Here is a 13,930-nt window from a genome sequence, read left to right on the forward strand (position 1 = left end):
TCATCCTGCATTGCTGGCAGTTAAGTGACCGTGGTCCTCAAACCACGAACGGGCCGCGGCAACATCCGCGGCAATCTGACGAGTCAGGGCCTCCAGGCCATCGAAATGCTGCTCCGGGCGCTGAAAAGCCAGCAGCTCGACATCGACATGACGGCCATACAAATTGCCCTCGAAATCGATGAGGTAAGTCTCAAGCAGTGTCTCAATGCCATTCACCGTCGGCCGCGTCCCCAAACTGGCGACGCCGGGCCAGGGTGTCCCCAGCCCGTGGACGAGGACATTGAAAATACCGCGCATGGGCGGTGGATACGGCCCAAAGCGCAGATTCGCCGTGGGCCAACCCAGCTGACGCCCCAGCGCCTCGCCACGAACGATGCGCCCGGAGATTTGAACACGACGACCCAGCAACGCCTCGGCAAGCGCCAGGTCGCCATCCGCAAGGGCCTGTCTTACGCGGGTGCTGCTTACCCGGGCGCCAGCATGACTCACGGTGGGCATCCGCTGTAACTCGAAGCCGTTCGCCTCCGAGGCCGACTGAAGCATGGTGTAATCGCCCCGTCGCTGATGCCCGAAACGAAAGTCATCGCCTACCATCAGGAATTGCACACCCAGCCCGTCGATGATCAGCGACTGAATAAAATCCTCCGCGGACTGATGGGCCAAGTGGGCGTTGAAGTGCAGACAGAGCACGCGCTCCACGCCAAGCCCCTCCAACACCTGCAGTTTCTCGCGCAAACGAGTGATCCGGCCTGGGGAGCGATCCGGCGCAAAGAACTCTCGCGGCTGTGGCTCGAAGAGCACCACGGTGGCCGGTAGGCCCAGTCGTCGACTTGCCTCGTGCAGGGCTTCGATTACCGCCTGGTGGCCTCGGTGGATACCGTCAAAGTTGCCGATGGTGGCCACGCAGGGGCGGTGGTGAGCCAGCAGGTTATGGGCACCCCGTATCAGCTCCATGCAGAACTCCATCGCGCCGAGACTTTAAACCCCCAGTATACGGCAGCCACACAGGGTTCAGCCATGCTCGCCCTCCGGCTCCCGCAAGTGCTGCGGGCGCAGCCCGAGGGCAAACAGCACCCCAAAATACGCGACCGCGCCCCCAAGGATCAGCCCGCCAAGCGCGATCACGCGGCCAGCGACCCCTTGCTCAAGCCAGAACGCCTGCTGTTGAGCCGGCCAAACCAACACGGCCATCATGACCGCGACCGCGATCAGCGCCTGGGTCATCAACACGCGCCAGCCCGGGCCCGGCACATACACGCCATCGCGGCGAAGGCCCCGGTACAGCAGACCCGCGTTGACCCAGGCCGCAATCCCCGTCGCCAGGGCCAGTCCGGCGTGGGCAACCCCCGTACCGAACAGGAGCAGAACCAGGCTCACGCTCAGCCCCATGTTGACCAGCATGGCGGAGATCGCACAGCGCACCGGGCCGCGCGTGTCCTGACGGGAGAAATACCCTGGTACGAGCACCTTCACCAGCACGAATCCAAACAGGCCGACACCATAGGCCATCAGACTCCAGCTGGCGGCCTCCACATCCATTGCCGTAAAGCGTCCGTACTGGAAAAGCGTGGTGAGCAGCGGCTCGGCCAATACGATGAGCCCCGCCGTGGCTGGCAGGATAATAATCAGCGTAACGCGCAACGCCCAGTCGAGGGTCGCGCTGAAGCGCTCACGACCGGCCGCGGCATAGTCACCGGATAGGCGCGGCAAAATCACGGTCCCGAGGGCGATCCCGAAAACACCCAGGGGAAACTCCATGAGCCGATCCGACCAGTAAAGCCAGCTGATGGAGCCAACGATGAGAAAAGAGGCCAGGATCGTGTCGAGCAGCAGATTAATTTGCTGAACCGACGTGCTGAACAAGGTCGGCCCCATTAACCGCAGAATGCGTCGTACCCTGGGGTCCTGCCAGTTAGGCCGAGGCCAGGCCAGCAGCCCGCGCTTCCAGAGAAAGGGCAGCTGCAGCGCGAGCTGCAACGCGCCCGCCACGGGCACGGCCAGGGCCAGGGCCATGACGCCGGTCTCAAGCGCTGGCGCGAGCCACACCGCCGCCCCGATCAGGCACAGGTTGAGCAGCACCGGCGCAAAAGCTGGCGGGCCGAAACTCTCATAGGTATTCAGTACCGCCGCCGCCGCTGCGGTGAGCGCCACCAGCAGTAAGTACGGGAAGGTCAGGCGCAGCAGATCCCCTGCAAGCGTTAACTGCGCCGCGTTATCCGCGAAACCAGGCGCAAAGACGCGGATCAGCCCAGGCGAGCCCAGCATGGCCACGAGCGTTAATGCCAGCAGGACCAGTGCCAGACAGCCACTGACCCGCGCGAAAAGCTGGCGCACGGCGGCATCACCCCCGGCCTGCCTGGCTTCGGAGAGGACCGGCACGAATGCCTGCTGGAAGGCCCCTTCAGCAAAGAGACGACGCAGGAAGTTCGGAATTTTGAACGCCACGAAAAAGGCATCGGTCGCGGCAGATGGCCCAAAGACCACGCCCAGCACAATATCCCGCGCGAGCCCCAGCACGCGGGAGACGAGCGTCCAGCCGCCAAAAGTCGTTACAGAGCGCAGCAACCCGGTGCGCAAGTCCCCTACCCCTATGCCCGACGCCGGCTTTGAGACCGGTCAGAGTTGACATTTCGTCGCAAGCTTCGCATATTACCGCTCTTTTCTCCGCGACCCAGCTATTCAACAGGAGCAGCCCGTTGGCAAACATTGCCTCTGCCAGAAAACGCGCCCGTCAGGCCGAAAATCAGCGTCGCCACAATCAGGCGCGTCGCTCCATGATGCGCAGCAAGCTCAAGCTGGTCACCGAGGCCATTGCCAAGGGTGATCGCGCCGCTGCTGAAGCCGCGTATGGCGAGGCCGTCCCGGTACTGGACCGCATGGCCACCCGCGGCGTGATTCACAAAAACAAGGCCGCCCGACACAAGAGCCGGCTTGCCCAGCAGATCAAGGGCCTTAGCTAAGCGGTGAGCACCAGGTTGTCACGGTGAACCAATTCAGGCTCCGTGACGTACCCGAGCAGCGCTTCGATCTGATCGCTGGATGATCCGGCCAGCGTCCGTGCCGCGGACGAGTCGTAGTTGACCAAACCCCGGGCCACTTCCTGGCCCTGCGGATCCAGGCAGGCCACCAGGTCGCCCCGGCCGAACACCCCCTCGACACCCGTCACGCCAACAGCCAGCAAGCTGCGCCCTTGGTCACGCAATACAGCGACGGCACCGGCATCCAGCCACAGCTTCCCCTGCACCTGAAGCTGCCCGGCAATCCACTGTTTTCGGGCCACCAGACGCTCACGAGAAGGCGTTAACAGGGTACCCGGCGCATGACCTGTGGCGATCGCTTCCAGCACGCCCGTATCCCGCCCAGAGGCAATCAATGTTGCCGCGCCCGCTCGAGCCGCCCGGCGTGCAGCCAACACCTTGGCCCGCATGCCACCGCTGCCCAGCACGCCCGGGGCATCCGAGCACATGGCAAGCAAACCGGCATCGTCCGCCGCCGCCTCATCAACCAGGGTGGCCTCCGGGAATGCGCGCGGATCGCGATCGAACAGCCCCGGCTGATCGGTCAGGATCACCAGCAGATCCGCCTCGATGAGATTGCTGACCAACGCGGCGAGCGTGTCATTGTCGCCAAAGCGGATTTCTTCGGTTGCCACCGTGTCGTTCTCATTCACCACCGGGATGACCCCGAGCTCGAGCAGCGCGCGCAGCGTCACCCGCGCATTGAGATAGCGCTGCCGATCGGCCAGATCCTCGTGGGTTAGCAGGACCTGAGCGGTTTTGAGGCCATAGCGCTGAAACTCTGACTCGTAGGCTTGCACCAGCCCCATTTGACCCACCGCGGCCGCCGCTTGCAGCTGATGGAGCGCACTCGGCCGCTCCGGCCAGCCAAGCCGCTGGACACCCTCGGCGACGGAGCCGGAAGAGACCATCACCAGCTCGACCCCCCGCTCCCGGGCAGCCACCATTTGGCGTACCCAATCACGGATGCGTTCGTGGTCCAGCCCCTGGCCGTTGTCGGTCACCAGCGCACTGCCCACCTTAATCACCCAGCGGCGATCATCAGTGAGTGTTTTTCGCACGCTCATGTTCTGCCCTCCGGGCGGTCTTGCTCATCTTCCGCCATCTCAGTGAGACGTCGCATCACCGCCTGACAGAGCGATTCAGTGCCCGAGCCGGTCTCCGCGGAGATAAAGAAAACCGGCCCGGCCCAGTCCAGGGCCTGGCGCAGACTCTCCAGAACCTCGGCCTGTGCATCCTCCGGAAATAGATCAGCCTTGTTCAGCACCAGCCAGCGCTCGCGCGCGACCAGCGACTCGCTATAGGCGGCCAGCTCTTTCAACACACTGCGCACTTCCGCGGCAAGATCACGATCCTCGTACAGGCCAGCCGCGTCCACCAGATGCAGCAGTAAGCGCGTGCGGGAGAGATGACGCAGAAACTGTGTTCCCAGACCGGCGCCCTCGGCCGCTCCTTCAATCAGCCCGGGAATATCTGCCACGGTAAAACTACTGCCGACCCCGATGCGCACAACACCCAGCCCGGGATGCAATGTGGTAAAGGGATAATCGGCCACCCGAGGGCGCGCCGAGGAGACAGCGCGAAGCAAAGTGGACTTGCCCGCGTTCGGCAGCCCCAACAGGCCAACATCCGCGAGTAACTGTAACTCGAGCGCCAGCTCACGCCGCTCACCCGGCGTGCCGGGAATCGATTGCCGAGGCGCGCGATTGGTGGAGCTTTTGAAGTGGGTATTGCCGATCCCGCCGCGGCCGCCCCGCGCCACACACAGCCGATCGCCGTGGCGGGTGAGATCACCCATGACCTCGTCTGTCCCGCGGTCACGCACCAGGGTGCCGATGGGCACCCCGATCACCACGTCCTCACCGGCCCGCCCAGCCATCTGCCGGCCCTGGCCCCCGCGTCCGCGTTCAGCGGCAAACTGACGACGGTGCCGAAAATCAGCCAAGGTATTCAGACCCGAGTCGGCCTCAAGCCAGACACTACCGCCATCGCCGCCGTCACCACCATCCGGCCCACCATGCGGAATGTATTTCTCGCGCCGAAAGCTGACACAGCCGCTCCCACCGTCACCCGCGGTTACCTTGATGGAGGCTTCGTCAACAAACTTCATGGACTGGGTACCGCCGCAATCAAAAAGCCCCGCTCGAGGGCGGGGCTGGTTCGGGGCGCTGGGTGCAGCGTCAGCCCGCCGGCTGCACGCTCACAAAGCGCCGCTTGTGCGGGCCCTTGCGCGCAAAGACGACCTGCCCGTCCACCTTGGCGAACAGGGTGTGGTCGTTACCGACGCCAACATTCTCACCGGCGTGGAAATGCGTGCCGCGCTGACGAATCAGAATGTTGCCGGCAACCACTGCCTGGCCGCCGAAACGCTTCACGCCCAACCGCTTGGATTGCGAGTCGCGACCGTTCCGTGTACTGCCGCCTGCCTTTTTATGTGCCATGAGTGCTGTCTCCGCGTTCGTTGCGCCGGAATCAGCCGGCCTTGATGCCGGTGATGCGGACTTCGGTGTACTGCTGGCGATGACCGTCGTGGCGCTCATAGTCCTTGCGGCGCTTGAACTTGACCACCTCGATTTTCCGGGCCCGTCCTTGCTCGAGGACCTCTGCCGATACGCTGCCGCCGTCGAGGCGCGGCGTACCCACTTGCACTTTATCGCCGTCGGCGACAAGCAGGACCTCATCGAATTTGATGGTCTCACCGGTCTCTGCGCTCAGTTTCTCGATGCGCAGAACATCGCCCTCGGCGACCCGATACTGCTTGCCACCTGACTTGATTACCGCGTACATCGAAAACTCCAGAGGGTTGATCCAAAGCCGCGAAAGGATAGCGACAATCCCCCGGCGGGTCAACGAATTCCGCTTGCCAGAGCAGAGTTAAGTCCTTGACACCCCACACCCCCCTTTCTAGCATGCCGTTCTCACCCACCAGGGGATGCACACTCCCGATGGATATTGCCCGGATTCGCGAGCGCATCAGCGCCGACATGACGGCGGTCGACCGCATCGTCCAATCGCGCCTGCGCTCCGACGTCGCATTGATCAACCAGCTGGGTCATTACATTATCGGTGGTGGCGGCAAGCGCCTGCGACCCATGGTTACTGTGCTCATGGCGCGCGCAGCCGGCCACGACCCCCAGGATGACCGCCATGCCCTGCTGGGCGCGACCGTCGAGCTCATCCACACAGCGACCCTTCTCCACGATGACGTCGTCGACGAATCGGCCGTGCGACGTGGCCGGGAGACGGCCAACCAGATCTGGGGTAATGAGGCCAGTGTGCTCGTTGGCGATTTTCTGTATACGCGGGCCTTTGAGATGATGGTTGAGATGGATGATATGCCCACCATGGGTATCTTCTCGCGCACCACGAATCGCATCGCCGAAGGCGAGGTCATGCAGCTCATGCATGTCCACGACCCGGATGTGACCGAAGCGCGCTATCACGAGGTGATCTATCGGAAGACTGCCGTGCTGTTTGAAGCCGGCTGTCGACTGGCCGCCATGCTCGCCACGGATGGGGACAAGGCCATGATGGACGCAGGCGCTGCCTACGGCCGTCACCTCGGCATCGCTTTTCAGCTGGCGGATGACGCCCTCGACTACGATGGCGACGCGGCGACCATTGGCAAAAACATCGGCGATGACCTGGCGGAGGGCAAGCCGACGCTGCCATTGATTCATTGCCTGGCGAACGCTGACCACGCGAGCGTTGGAACCCTGCGTGAGGCGGTAGAAAACGGTGGCCGCGACGACATCGAGGCCGTCACTCAGCTGATTGCGCAGACCGGGTCGATTGCCTATACTCGCGGGCTTGCCGAGCAGGAAGCCGAGGCGGCTGAAGCCGCCCTTCAGGCCTTTCCCGACAGCGACTTTCGCTCGGCACTCAGTGAGCTTGCGCGGTTTTCGATCGGCCGCAACCACTGAGTCGGCAAATCGGGGTGTAGCTCAGCTTGGTAGAGCACTGTCTTCGGGAGGCAGGGGCCGTGAGTTCGAATCTCGCCACCCCGACCAATTATTGACGAAGTCCTTCCACCATTGGCCGTCCATTTCGTGACGCAGCTCACGGCGGCGATTGCCCACCCAATGGTCTCCTGATAGCTCCCATTCCACATGTCGGAGCTTCGATGTCAGGCCAACCCGCCCGTCCCACCTTAGCCCGACGGCTGATCAACCAGTCGCTGGCCACCCCGGCCGCGATCGACCAGGCCGTCACGACCGCCCGGGCCAACGGGACCTCGTTGGTTCAACATCTCCTCGACAGCGGCCTCATCCCGCCCGCTGACATGGCCGCCCTGCTCGCTGAGGAGTTCGGATTGCCTTTGGTTGATGCCACAGTGCTCCGCCCTGACTCAGCAGCGCTCGCCCGCCTCGAGCCAGAGCTGCTGAGACGCCACCATGCCCTGCCACTCCGGCAGGACGGCGACACCCTGGCTGTCGCCATCTCCGATCCCGCCAACGTCGCCGCCCTCGATGAGATCCGTTTCCACACCGGCCTACCCACGACACCCGTGCTGGCCGAAGACGACGCCCTGCGCGAGCAGATCAATCGGCTCGCCGGCGCCGTAGACCATGATCTGAACGAGGCCAGTGAAGCCCTCGAGGTGCGTGATGCCGCGCCCGCGGGTGACACGGATACACCCGTGGTGCGCACCATTAACCGGTTGCTCCTGCGTGCCATCCGCGAAAAGGCCTCGGATATCCATGTCGAGCCCTTTGATGACCAGTGCCGTATCCGTTTTCGCCGGGATGGCCTGCTGCATGAGGTGGCCTCTCCACCCGGGCGTATGGCCGGCCGGCTCAGCGCACGCCTGAAAGTCATGGCCCGGCTGGACATCGCAGAGCGCCGCCTGCCCCAGGATGGCCGGCTCAGGCTGCACACCCCGGACGGCGAGGCCGTGGACTTCCGCGTCAGTGTCTGTCCAACACTGCATGGTGAAAAACTGGTCCTTCGGCTTCTTGATACGGCTCAGGCCGCCCTCTGCCCAACGCAACTGGGCTTCAGTCAGGACCAACTCGAGCATTATCAGGCGGCCATTGAGCGGCCGCACGGCATGGTGCTGGTCACCGGGCCAACCGGCTCGGGAAAAACGGTCACGCTCTACAGCGCCCTCCAGCAACTCAATACCGAGCCGCGCAATGTGCTGACGGTGGAAGACCCTGTCGAGATCAACCTGCCGGGCGTCAATCAAATCTCGACGAATCCACGGATTGGCTTTGACTTTCCTCAGGCATTGCGCGCCTTCCTGCGTCAGGATCCGGACGTAATCATGGTGGGCGAAATCCGTGACCGGGAAACCGCAGAAATTGCGATCAAGGCCGCACAGACCGGCCACCTGGTTTTATCAACCCTGCACACCAACGACGCGCCGAGCGCGGTGACCCGGCTTTTGAACATGGGCATCCCGGCCTGGAACATTGCCGCCTCCATCAGTCTCATCGTGGCCCAGCGCCTCGTGCGTCGGCTCTGTCCTGGCTGTCGTCGGCCGTTGACCCTGTCGCGCCGCGCCGCGGAGGCGGCTGGCCTGCCGGCGGCCGCCACGATTCAGGACCCCATCACCGTGTATGAACCGGTTGGTTGCTCACGGTGTATTGAGGGCTACAGCGGCCGTATCGGGATTCATGAGGTGCTACCGATCGACGCGTCGCTCGCGGATCAGATTGTCAAAGGCGCTTCCACTGCAGACATCACGGCAGCGGCGCATCGACGCGGCCTGGCTAACCTGCGAACTGCCGGCCTGGAAAAGGTCTGCGCCGGCGCCACTAGCCTCGCCGAGATTGATCGGGTCACCCGTCTTTAGTGGCCATGCAACGGTTTCTGTGGCGCGGGATTGATCAGGAGGGCCGCCCCCGTCGCGGCATCATGGCCAGCCTGGATGTCCATCAGCTCCGCGGTGATTTACGTGAACGCGAGATTGCCCTTGAGGAGGCCAGCGCACTTCCGGCTTGGCTCGAGCGACTGGTCATGCTGTCGCTGCCACGCGGAACCGCACCCGCGCTGGCGGATTTATTCAGCGAGCTGGCCACGCTGACCGAGGCTGGCATCCCGTTGGTGCAGGCCCTTGAGATGACCGCTGGGGCAATCCGCAACGGGCCACTGCGGCGGGCAATGGGCACCATTCGGGCAGACGTGGCGGCCGGAACGGCCTTGTCACGTGCACTGGCCAGTCATCCGCAGCTGTTTGATCCACTGACCTGCGCCATGGTTCGGGCCGGAGAACAGGCCAGCGCGCTGAGCACTCTGATGGCGCGCATTGCCGAGCACCACGCGCGCTCGGCTAGCGCCCGACAGCAACTGCGCCGAGCGATGGTCTATCCCTCGACGATCCTGCTGGTCGCGCTCGTGGTCAGCGTCACGCTGATCGGTTTGGTGGTGCCGCGCTTTGAGTCGATGTTCGCCAGTTTTGGGGCCGAGTTACCTGTCCTAACACGTAAACTCATCCGCCTGGCCGGCTGGCTGCGTGGCGGCGGCTGGCTCCTGGTGCCCACGCTCCTTGCGGCGATTGGCGTCATGGCATGGCTCGGCATGCACTATCAGCCTCTGCGACGCTTACGAGACCACACCCTCGTGCGCATGCCCATTGCGGGCAGCGTCCTGCGCCGCCTGCTGACCGCCCGTTTCGCCCGGACGCTCGCCATCATGACGAGCGCCGGCGTCCCCCTCACCGAAGCACTGCCCGCGATTGCGCAGGCCATGGGCAACCTCGCCTATCGAGAAGCGGTTTACCACGTGGGCGAGTCGCTGCGTGATGGTCAGCGACTGGAAACCGCCCTGAGCCGCAGCCACTGCTTCCCCGAGACCATGGCGCGCATGGTGGCTATCGGTGAAGAGTCCGGACAGCTCGAGAGGATGCTCATGCGCATCGCCGATCGTGAGGAGGCCGCAGCCGAGCAGGCAGCTCGGGCCCTGACCAGCGCCATGGAGCCACTGATCATGATCCTGCTGGGGTTGCTGATCGGTGGCCTGGTCCTTGCGATGTATCTGCCGGTCTTCCGGCTGGGCCAGGCACTCTAGACACTCGCCTGGCACCGCGGATCGCGCTACGGTGTCGCGTGTTGAGTAATCCACGTGAGCACCGACCAGGAGGCCGCCAGCGTTGACTGACTCATCCGCGCATCAGCCACTGGTCGTCGCACTCACCGGCGGTATCGCGGCCGGGAAAACGCAGGTCAGCGATCGCTTTGCCGCACGCGGCGTCCCCGTCATCGATACGGATCAGCTAGCGCGAGAGGTCATCGTGCCCGGCACCGAAGGACTCGCGGCCGTGCGATCGACCTTCGGCGAGGCCATCATGAACGCCGACGGTACCGCCAATCGTCAGGCGTTGAGTGAACAGATCTTCTCCGATGCGGACGCCCGGAGAAAGCTCGAGGCCATCACACACCCGCGGATTCGTGCTCGCGTCAGCGCCGCTTTGCGGGAGCTGGAGGCCCCCTATGCCCTGGTCGTTATCCCGCTGCTCGCCGAAACCGGGTGGCAGGACCTGGCCGATCGCGTGCTCGTTGTCGACGCGCCGGCCTCATTACAGCGCGCCCGACTCATGCAACGCGAACAAATCGACGCAGACCAGGCCGCCCGTAGGCTGGCGAGTCAGGCCAGTCGCGAACAGCGCCTGGCCATCGCCGACGAGGTCATCGACAACACCGCCACGCCTGAGGCGCTGGATGATGCCGTCAGCGCCCTCGACCGCCAATACCGAGCAATCGCCGACAAAAACCGGTAATTTGCTGCCATTACCTCTCGTGATAGACAATGCTGGAGGTAGATGGACACGGGGCCTGCATGCACGCGGACGATCAAGGGCTAAAGACCCTGAACTACGAGCACCCGCTGAATGAGCGGATGCGTACGTTCCTGCGTCTTGAATTCTTCTTTGCCCAGCTGCGCTTTGGTATGGAGGGCGGCTCAGCCTGGCACACGCGCTGCGCCGTCGATGCGCTGCTCAGCCTGAAGGCGCTGCTGGAGCGAAGCGACATTCGCTCCGAGCTGCAAAAAGAACTCGATCGTATGCAGTCGAGTCTCGAGAACCTGCAGGCCAAACCCGGTGTGGACGAGCATTTGCTCACCCCAGTGCTCAGCGAGTGCGACAGTGTCAGCCAGCGCCTGCGTGAGGCCCCCACGGGCATTCCTGCCATCGTGCGCGAAAACGATTTCCTCACGGCGATTGAGCAGCGTGCGGGGGTACTCGGTGGCACTTGTGCCTTCGATCTACCCACCTATCACCTGTGGCTGGAATCGCCGCTCGCGGAGCGCCGCGCCCTGCTTCGGGATTGGCATGATGCGTTTCAGCTCATCGACGAGGGGACCGAGCTCGTCCTGCGCCTGCTCAGAGGCAGCGCAGACCCGGTCGAGCAATTGGCCGAGGGCGGTTCTTTCCAGACCACGCTGGATAAGTCGACTCCCTATCAGTTGCTTCGCGTCCTGCTGGATCAGCAGAGTCAGTGCTATCCCGAAATCAGCGGCAACCGCCACTACCTGAATATCCGCTTCCTCACCCAGCCCCAGAAGGGCGAACGTCCCCAACAGGTCAGTCGCGATGTCACCTTCACACTTGAGCGCTGCGTCATCTAAATCGAAACCGACGGTCCCGTGCCCACAGTGCGGCACGACGGTGACCTGGAGTGAGGCGGCACCCGAGCGACCGTTCTGCTCGCGGCGCTGCCGGCTGATCGATCTGGGGGAATGGTTTGAGGAGGCCCACCACATTCCCGGTGAGCCTGCCGAGCTACCGGACGAGGACTCGGATTAAACTCAGAACCCACTGATCCCGGCGACGCCTTGCGCACCCGCGGCGCGCGCCTGGTCCCAATCATCCGGGCGCATGCCACCCAGCGCATACACTGGCAAGGCGGTCTCGGATACCCATTGTGTGAATTGGCCCCACCCCAAGGGGGTCGCCTCCGGATGACTCCGGGTCGCCGCAACGGGGCTCAGCACAGCGAAATCCAGGCCGAGTGACTCGGCGAGGGCAAGCTCGGCCGGTGAATGACAGGACCCGCCCGACACGCCGGCAGCCAGCACGTCCTGCCGCGACAACTGCTGCAGTTGTGCCGCCGTCCAATGCACCCCTTCAGCGCCAATGCTGCGCGCTAGCGCCGCATCACCATTGATCAGCAGTCGCGCGCCATGCGCATGGCATCGACGGAGCGCTTCAGCGGCCAGCGCAGACCGGTCGCTGCCCGCCAGGGCTCGCACGCGAAACTGAATGAGCCGCTCACCGCGTTGAAGTGCGGCTTGCAGGCCGGCAAGCCAGGCGCTCGGGTCGGTACAGTCCGGGCTGATCACGTAATGCAGTGGCAACTGGAGCGCGCTGATAATCGCGCGATTGGCCGCCGGAAACGCCGCCGGATCCAACGCATCCGTTGTAAGCCAGCGCAGGGGTTGTTCTTCAAGGCCAGCGGGCACCCCGGTGTAATCGAGCACCTCAAGGACATTCAGATAAACCCGGCGATCGCCGTAATCATGCGGGACACAGATCAACGGCCGCGTCGCCTGAACGGTGATACCCAACTCCTCGGCAAGCTCACGCGTCAGCGCGCTTTCCGCGGTCTCGTTGGGCTCAATCTTTCCGCCTGGGAACTCCCAGTATCCGCCTTGATGCCGCGCCGGCGCGCGTTGGGCGATCAACACACGATCAGCCGCATCCCGAACCACGCCAACCGCCACCTGCAGGGCGTCGCCGCTAACCCCCTCAGCTCCGGTATTCGGCATTGATGCGGATGTATTCGTAAGACAGATCACAGGTCCAGACCGTCGCTGATTGCTCACCGCGGCCAAGATCAATGGTGATCGTGAAGGCATCGGCACGCATACGCGCACAGGTGAGCGCTTCGTCGTAGCGCGGACTCACGCCGCCCTGATCGGCAATCGGCAGACCATCGATAGCTATGGCAACGCCGTCTACCTGCAGGTCATCCACACCGGCCCGGCCCACCGCCGCGAGGATGCGGCCCCAGTTCGGATCGCCCGCAAACACCGCGGTTTTAACCAATGGCGATTCCGCAACGGTAAATGCCACACGCTCAGCCTCGGCGACGCGCTTTGCACCGATCACCTCCACACTGACGAGCCGGGTTGCCCCTTCCCCGTCCGCGACGATTTCCCGCGCTAACGCCTGACATAAATCCTGCAATGCCTCGGTAAACCGCGCGCGGTCTGCGCTATCCGAATCCACCGCGACATCACTTTGGCCCGTGGCGATCAGGGTGCAGGCGTCGTTGGTTGAGGTATCGCCATCGACGGTGATTCGGTTAAAGCTCACAGCGGTTGCCTCACGCAGCAGCTGGCGCAGCAGCCCTGCCTCGATGTCGGCATCGGTTGCGATAAACGCGAGCATGGTCGCCATGTCCGGGCGGATCATCCCCGAGCCCTTGGCAATCCCCGTCAAGGTCACCGTGCCGCCGGATAACGCGATCTGCTGACTGCGCCCCTTTGGCCGCGTATCGGTCGTGCGGATCCCATCCGCCGCTAATGCCCAACCATTTTCATCAAGCGCCGCCTGGACCGCGGGCAGTGCAGCATTGATCGTGGCGGCAGGCAGCGGCTCCCCGATCACGCCTGTGGAGTAGGGGAGAACTTCCGTTGGTCGACAGCCGATCGTATCGGCCAGTGCCTGGCAGTTGCTCTGCACGGCGGCCTCGCCAGCCGCACCGGTCCCCGCATTGGCATTGCCGGTGTTGATCAGCAGATAGCGGGGTTGGTCACTGGCCAGGTGGGCCTCGGCCGCGCGAACGGGCGCCGCACGAAACTGATTACGGGTAAACACCCCGGCGATGCGAACCGATCCGGTACATTCGATCAGGACAAGATCCCGCTCACCCGGGCGGCGAATGCCTGCTGACACCGTCCCCAGCCGGACACCCGCGACGGGGTGAAGCACTGGGCGTGCCGCGTCACCCACTGCCATGCGGTCGCTC

15 protein-coding genes and 1 tRNA gene are annotated in these 13,930 nt (G+C 63.9%); 8 read left to right on the forward strand and 8 right to left on the reverse strand.

Annotation, left to right across the window (positions count from 1 at the left end):
- Entirely contained in the window at positions 1–954 is a 954-nt protein-coding gene (gene ribF, locus SPISAL_RS06810; protein WP_016353743.1) for a bifunctional riboflavin kinase/FAD synthetase, read from the reverse strand.
- A gap of 57 nt (positions 955–1,011) precedes the next feature.
- Complete coding sequence (gene murJ, locus SPISAL_RS06815; RefSeq protein ID WP_016353744.1) at positions 1,012–2,577, reverse strand: murein biosynthesis integral membrane protein MurJ; 1,566 nt, start codon at positions 2,575–2,577, stop codon at positions 1,012–1,014.
- A 119-nt stretch (positions 2,578–2,696) separates the two neighbouring features.
- Here murJ and rpsT point away from each other — a divergent pair, with 119 nt between their 5' ends.
- Positions 2,697–2,960, forward strand: a complete 264-nt coding sequence (gene rpsT, locus SPISAL_RS06820) for a 30S ribosomal protein S20 (RefSeq protein WP_016353745.1) — start codon at positions 2,697–2,699, stop codon at positions 2,958–2,960.
- On the opposite strand, the gene proB is transcribed toward rpsT, so the two are convergent.
- The 4 genes from proB to rplU all read right to left on the reverse strand — a co-directional run bounded on the left by proB (position 2,957) and on the right by rplU (position 5,804).
- Complete coding sequence (gene proB, locus SPISAL_RS06825; protein WP_041389286.1) at positions 2,957–4,084, reverse strand: glutamate 5-kinase; 1,128 nt, start codon at positions 4,082–4,084, stop codon at positions 2,957–2,959. The genes rpsT and proB overlap by 4 nt on opposite strands.
- Positions 4,081–5,127, reverse strand: coding sequence for an Obg family GTPase CgtA (gene cgtA / locus SPISAL_RS06830; RefSeq protein ID WP_016353747.1), 1,047 nt, complete (start codon positions 5,125–5,127; stop codon positions 4,081–4,083). Before cgtA ends, proB begins: the two co-directional genes overlap by 4 nt.
- A 70-nt stretch (positions 5,128–5,197) precedes the next feature.
- Positions 5,198–5,458, reverse strand: coding sequence for a 50S ribosomal protein L27 (gene rpmA / locus SPISAL_RS06835; RefSeq protein ID WP_016353748.1), 261 nt, complete (start codon positions 5,456–5,458; stop codon positions 5,198–5,200).
- Positions 5,459–5,489: 31 nt separating this feature from the next.
- Positions 5,490–5,804 carry a 50S ribosomal protein L21 gene (rplU, locus tag SPISAL_RS06840; RefSeq protein ID WP_016353749.1) on the reverse strand — a complete coding sequence of 105 codons (315 nt, stop codon included), beginning with the start codon at positions 5,802–5,804 and terminating at the stop codon, positions 5,490–5,492.
- Positions 5,805–5,962: 158 nt separating this feature from the next.
- Between rplU and SPISAL_RS06845 the strand changes: the two genes are divergently transcribed.
- From SPISAL_RS06845 to SPISAL_RS06875, 7 genes are all read left to right on the forward strand, one after another.
- Complete coding sequence (locus SPISAL_RS06845; protein WP_016353750.1) at positions 5,963–6,940, forward strand: polyprenyl synthetase family protein; 978 nt, start codon at positions 5,963–5,965, stop codon at positions 6,938–6,940.
- 10 nt (positions 6,941–6,950) lie between these two features.
- Positions 6,951–7,027: transfer RNA gene (locus SPISAL_RS06850), tRNA-Pro, on the forward strand.
- A gap of 113 nt (positions 7,028–7,140) precedes the next feature.
- Entirely contained in the window at positions 7,141–8,814 is a 1,674-nt protein-coding gene (gene pilB, locus SPISAL_RS06855) for a type IV-A pilus assembly ATPase PilB (protein ID WP_016353751.1), read from the forward strand.
- Between the two features lie 5 nt (positions 8,815–8,819).
- The gene (locus tag SPISAL_RS06860; protein ID WP_051111899.1) at positions 8,820–10,028 is read left to right on the forward strand and encodes a type II secretion system F family protein; all 1,209 of its coding nucleotides are present in this window, start codon (positions 8,820–8,822) and stop codon (positions 10,026–10,028) included.
- Positions 10,029–10,110: 82 nt separating this feature from the next.
- Positions 10,111–10,737, forward strand: coding sequence for a dephospho-CoA kinase (gene coaE, locus SPISAL_RS06865; RefSeq protein ID WP_016353753.1), 627 nt, complete (start codon positions 10,111–10,113; stop codon positions 10,735–10,737).
- Between the two features lie 59 nt (positions 10,738–10,796).
- The gene (gene zapD / locus SPISAL_RS06870) at positions 10,797–11,585 is read left to right on the forward strand and encodes a cell division protein ZapD (RefSeq protein ID WP_016353754.1); all 789 of its coding nucleotides are present in this window, start codon (positions 10,797–10,799) and stop codon (positions 11,583–11,585) included.
- Positions 11,551–11,763 (forward strand): DNA gyrase inhibitor YacG, encoded by a 213-nt coding sequence (locus tag SPISAL_RS06875; RefSeq protein WP_051111931.1) that lies wholly within the window; start codon positions 11,551–11,553, stop codon positions 11,761–11,763. The genes zapD and SPISAL_RS06875 overlap by 35 nt, the downstream gene beginning before the upstream one ends.
- A 2-nt stretch (positions 11,764–11,765) precedes the next feature.
- Here SPISAL_RS06875 and SPISAL_RS06880 read toward each other — a convergent pair whose 3' ends face one another.
- Positions 11,766–12,725, reverse strand: a complete 960-nt coding sequence (locus SPISAL_RS06880) for a Nudix family hydrolase (RefSeq protein ID WP_016353756.1) — start codon at positions 12,723–12,725, stop codon at positions 11,766–11,768.
- Positions 12,706–13,920 carry a bifunctional glutamate N-acetyltransferase/amino-acid acetyltransferase ArgJ gene (gene argJ, locus SPISAL_RS06885; protein ID WP_016353757.1) on the reverse strand — a complete coding sequence of 405 codons (1,215 nt, stop codon included), beginning with the start codon at positions 13,918–13,920 and terminating at the stop codon, positions 12,706–12,708. Before argJ ends, SPISAL_RS06880 begins: the two co-directional genes overlap by 20 nt.
- Between the last annotated feature and the right edge of the window lie 10 nt (positions 13,921–13,930).

Source organism: Spiribacter salinus M19-40 (genome assembly GCF_000319575.2).
Lineage (GTDB): Bacteria > Pseudomonadota > Gammaproteobacteria > Nitrococcales > Nitrococcaceae > Spiribacter > Spiribacter salinus.

Coding starts and splice junctions, on each gene's coding strand:
- zapD (WP_016353754.1), top strand. CDS start 10,797: ATGCACGCGGACGATCAAGGGCTAAAGACCCTGAACTACGAGCACCCG.
- proB (WP_041389286.1), bottom strand. CDS start 4,084: ATGAGCGTGCGAAAAACACTCACTGATGATCGCCGCTGGGTGATTAAG.
- rplU (WP_016353749.1), bottom strand. CDS start 5,804: ATGTACGCGGTAATCAAGTCAGGTGGCAAGCAGTATCGGGTCGCCGAG.
- rpmA (WP_016353748.1), bottom strand. CDS start 5,458: ATGGCACATAAAAAGGCAGGCGGCAGTACACGGAACGGTCGCGACTCG.
- pilB (WP_016353751.1), top strand. CDS start 7,141: ATGTCAGGCCAACCCGCCCGTCCCACCTTAGCCCGACGGCTGATCAAC.
- SPISAL_RS06845 (WP_016353750.1), top strand. CDS start 5,963: ATGGATATTGCCCGGATTCGCGAGCGCATCAGCGCCGACATGACGGCG.
- SPISAL_RS06875 (WP_051111931.1), top strand. CDS start 11,551: ATGTCACCTTCACACTTGAGCGCTGCGTCATCTAAATCGAAACCGACG.
- SPISAL_RS06880 (WP_016353756.1), bottom strand. CDS start 12,725: ATGCCGAATACCGGAGCTGAGGGGGTTAGCGGCGACGCCCTGCAGGTG.
- argJ (WP_016353757.1), bottom strand. CDS start 13,920: ATGGCAGTGGGTGACGCGGCACGCCCAGTGCTTCACCCCGTCGCGGGT.
- SPISAL_RS06860 (WP_051111899.1), top strand. CDS start 8,820: ATGCAACGGTTTCTGTGGCGCGGGATTGATCAGGAGGGCCGCCCCCGT.
- cgtA (WP_016353747.1), bottom strand. CDS start 5,127: ATGAAGTTTGTTGACGAAGCCTCCATCAAGGTAACCGCGGGTGACGGT.
- ribF (WP_016353743.1), bottom strand. CDS start 954: ATGGAGCTGATACGGGGTGCCCATAACCTGCTGGCTCACCACCGCCCC.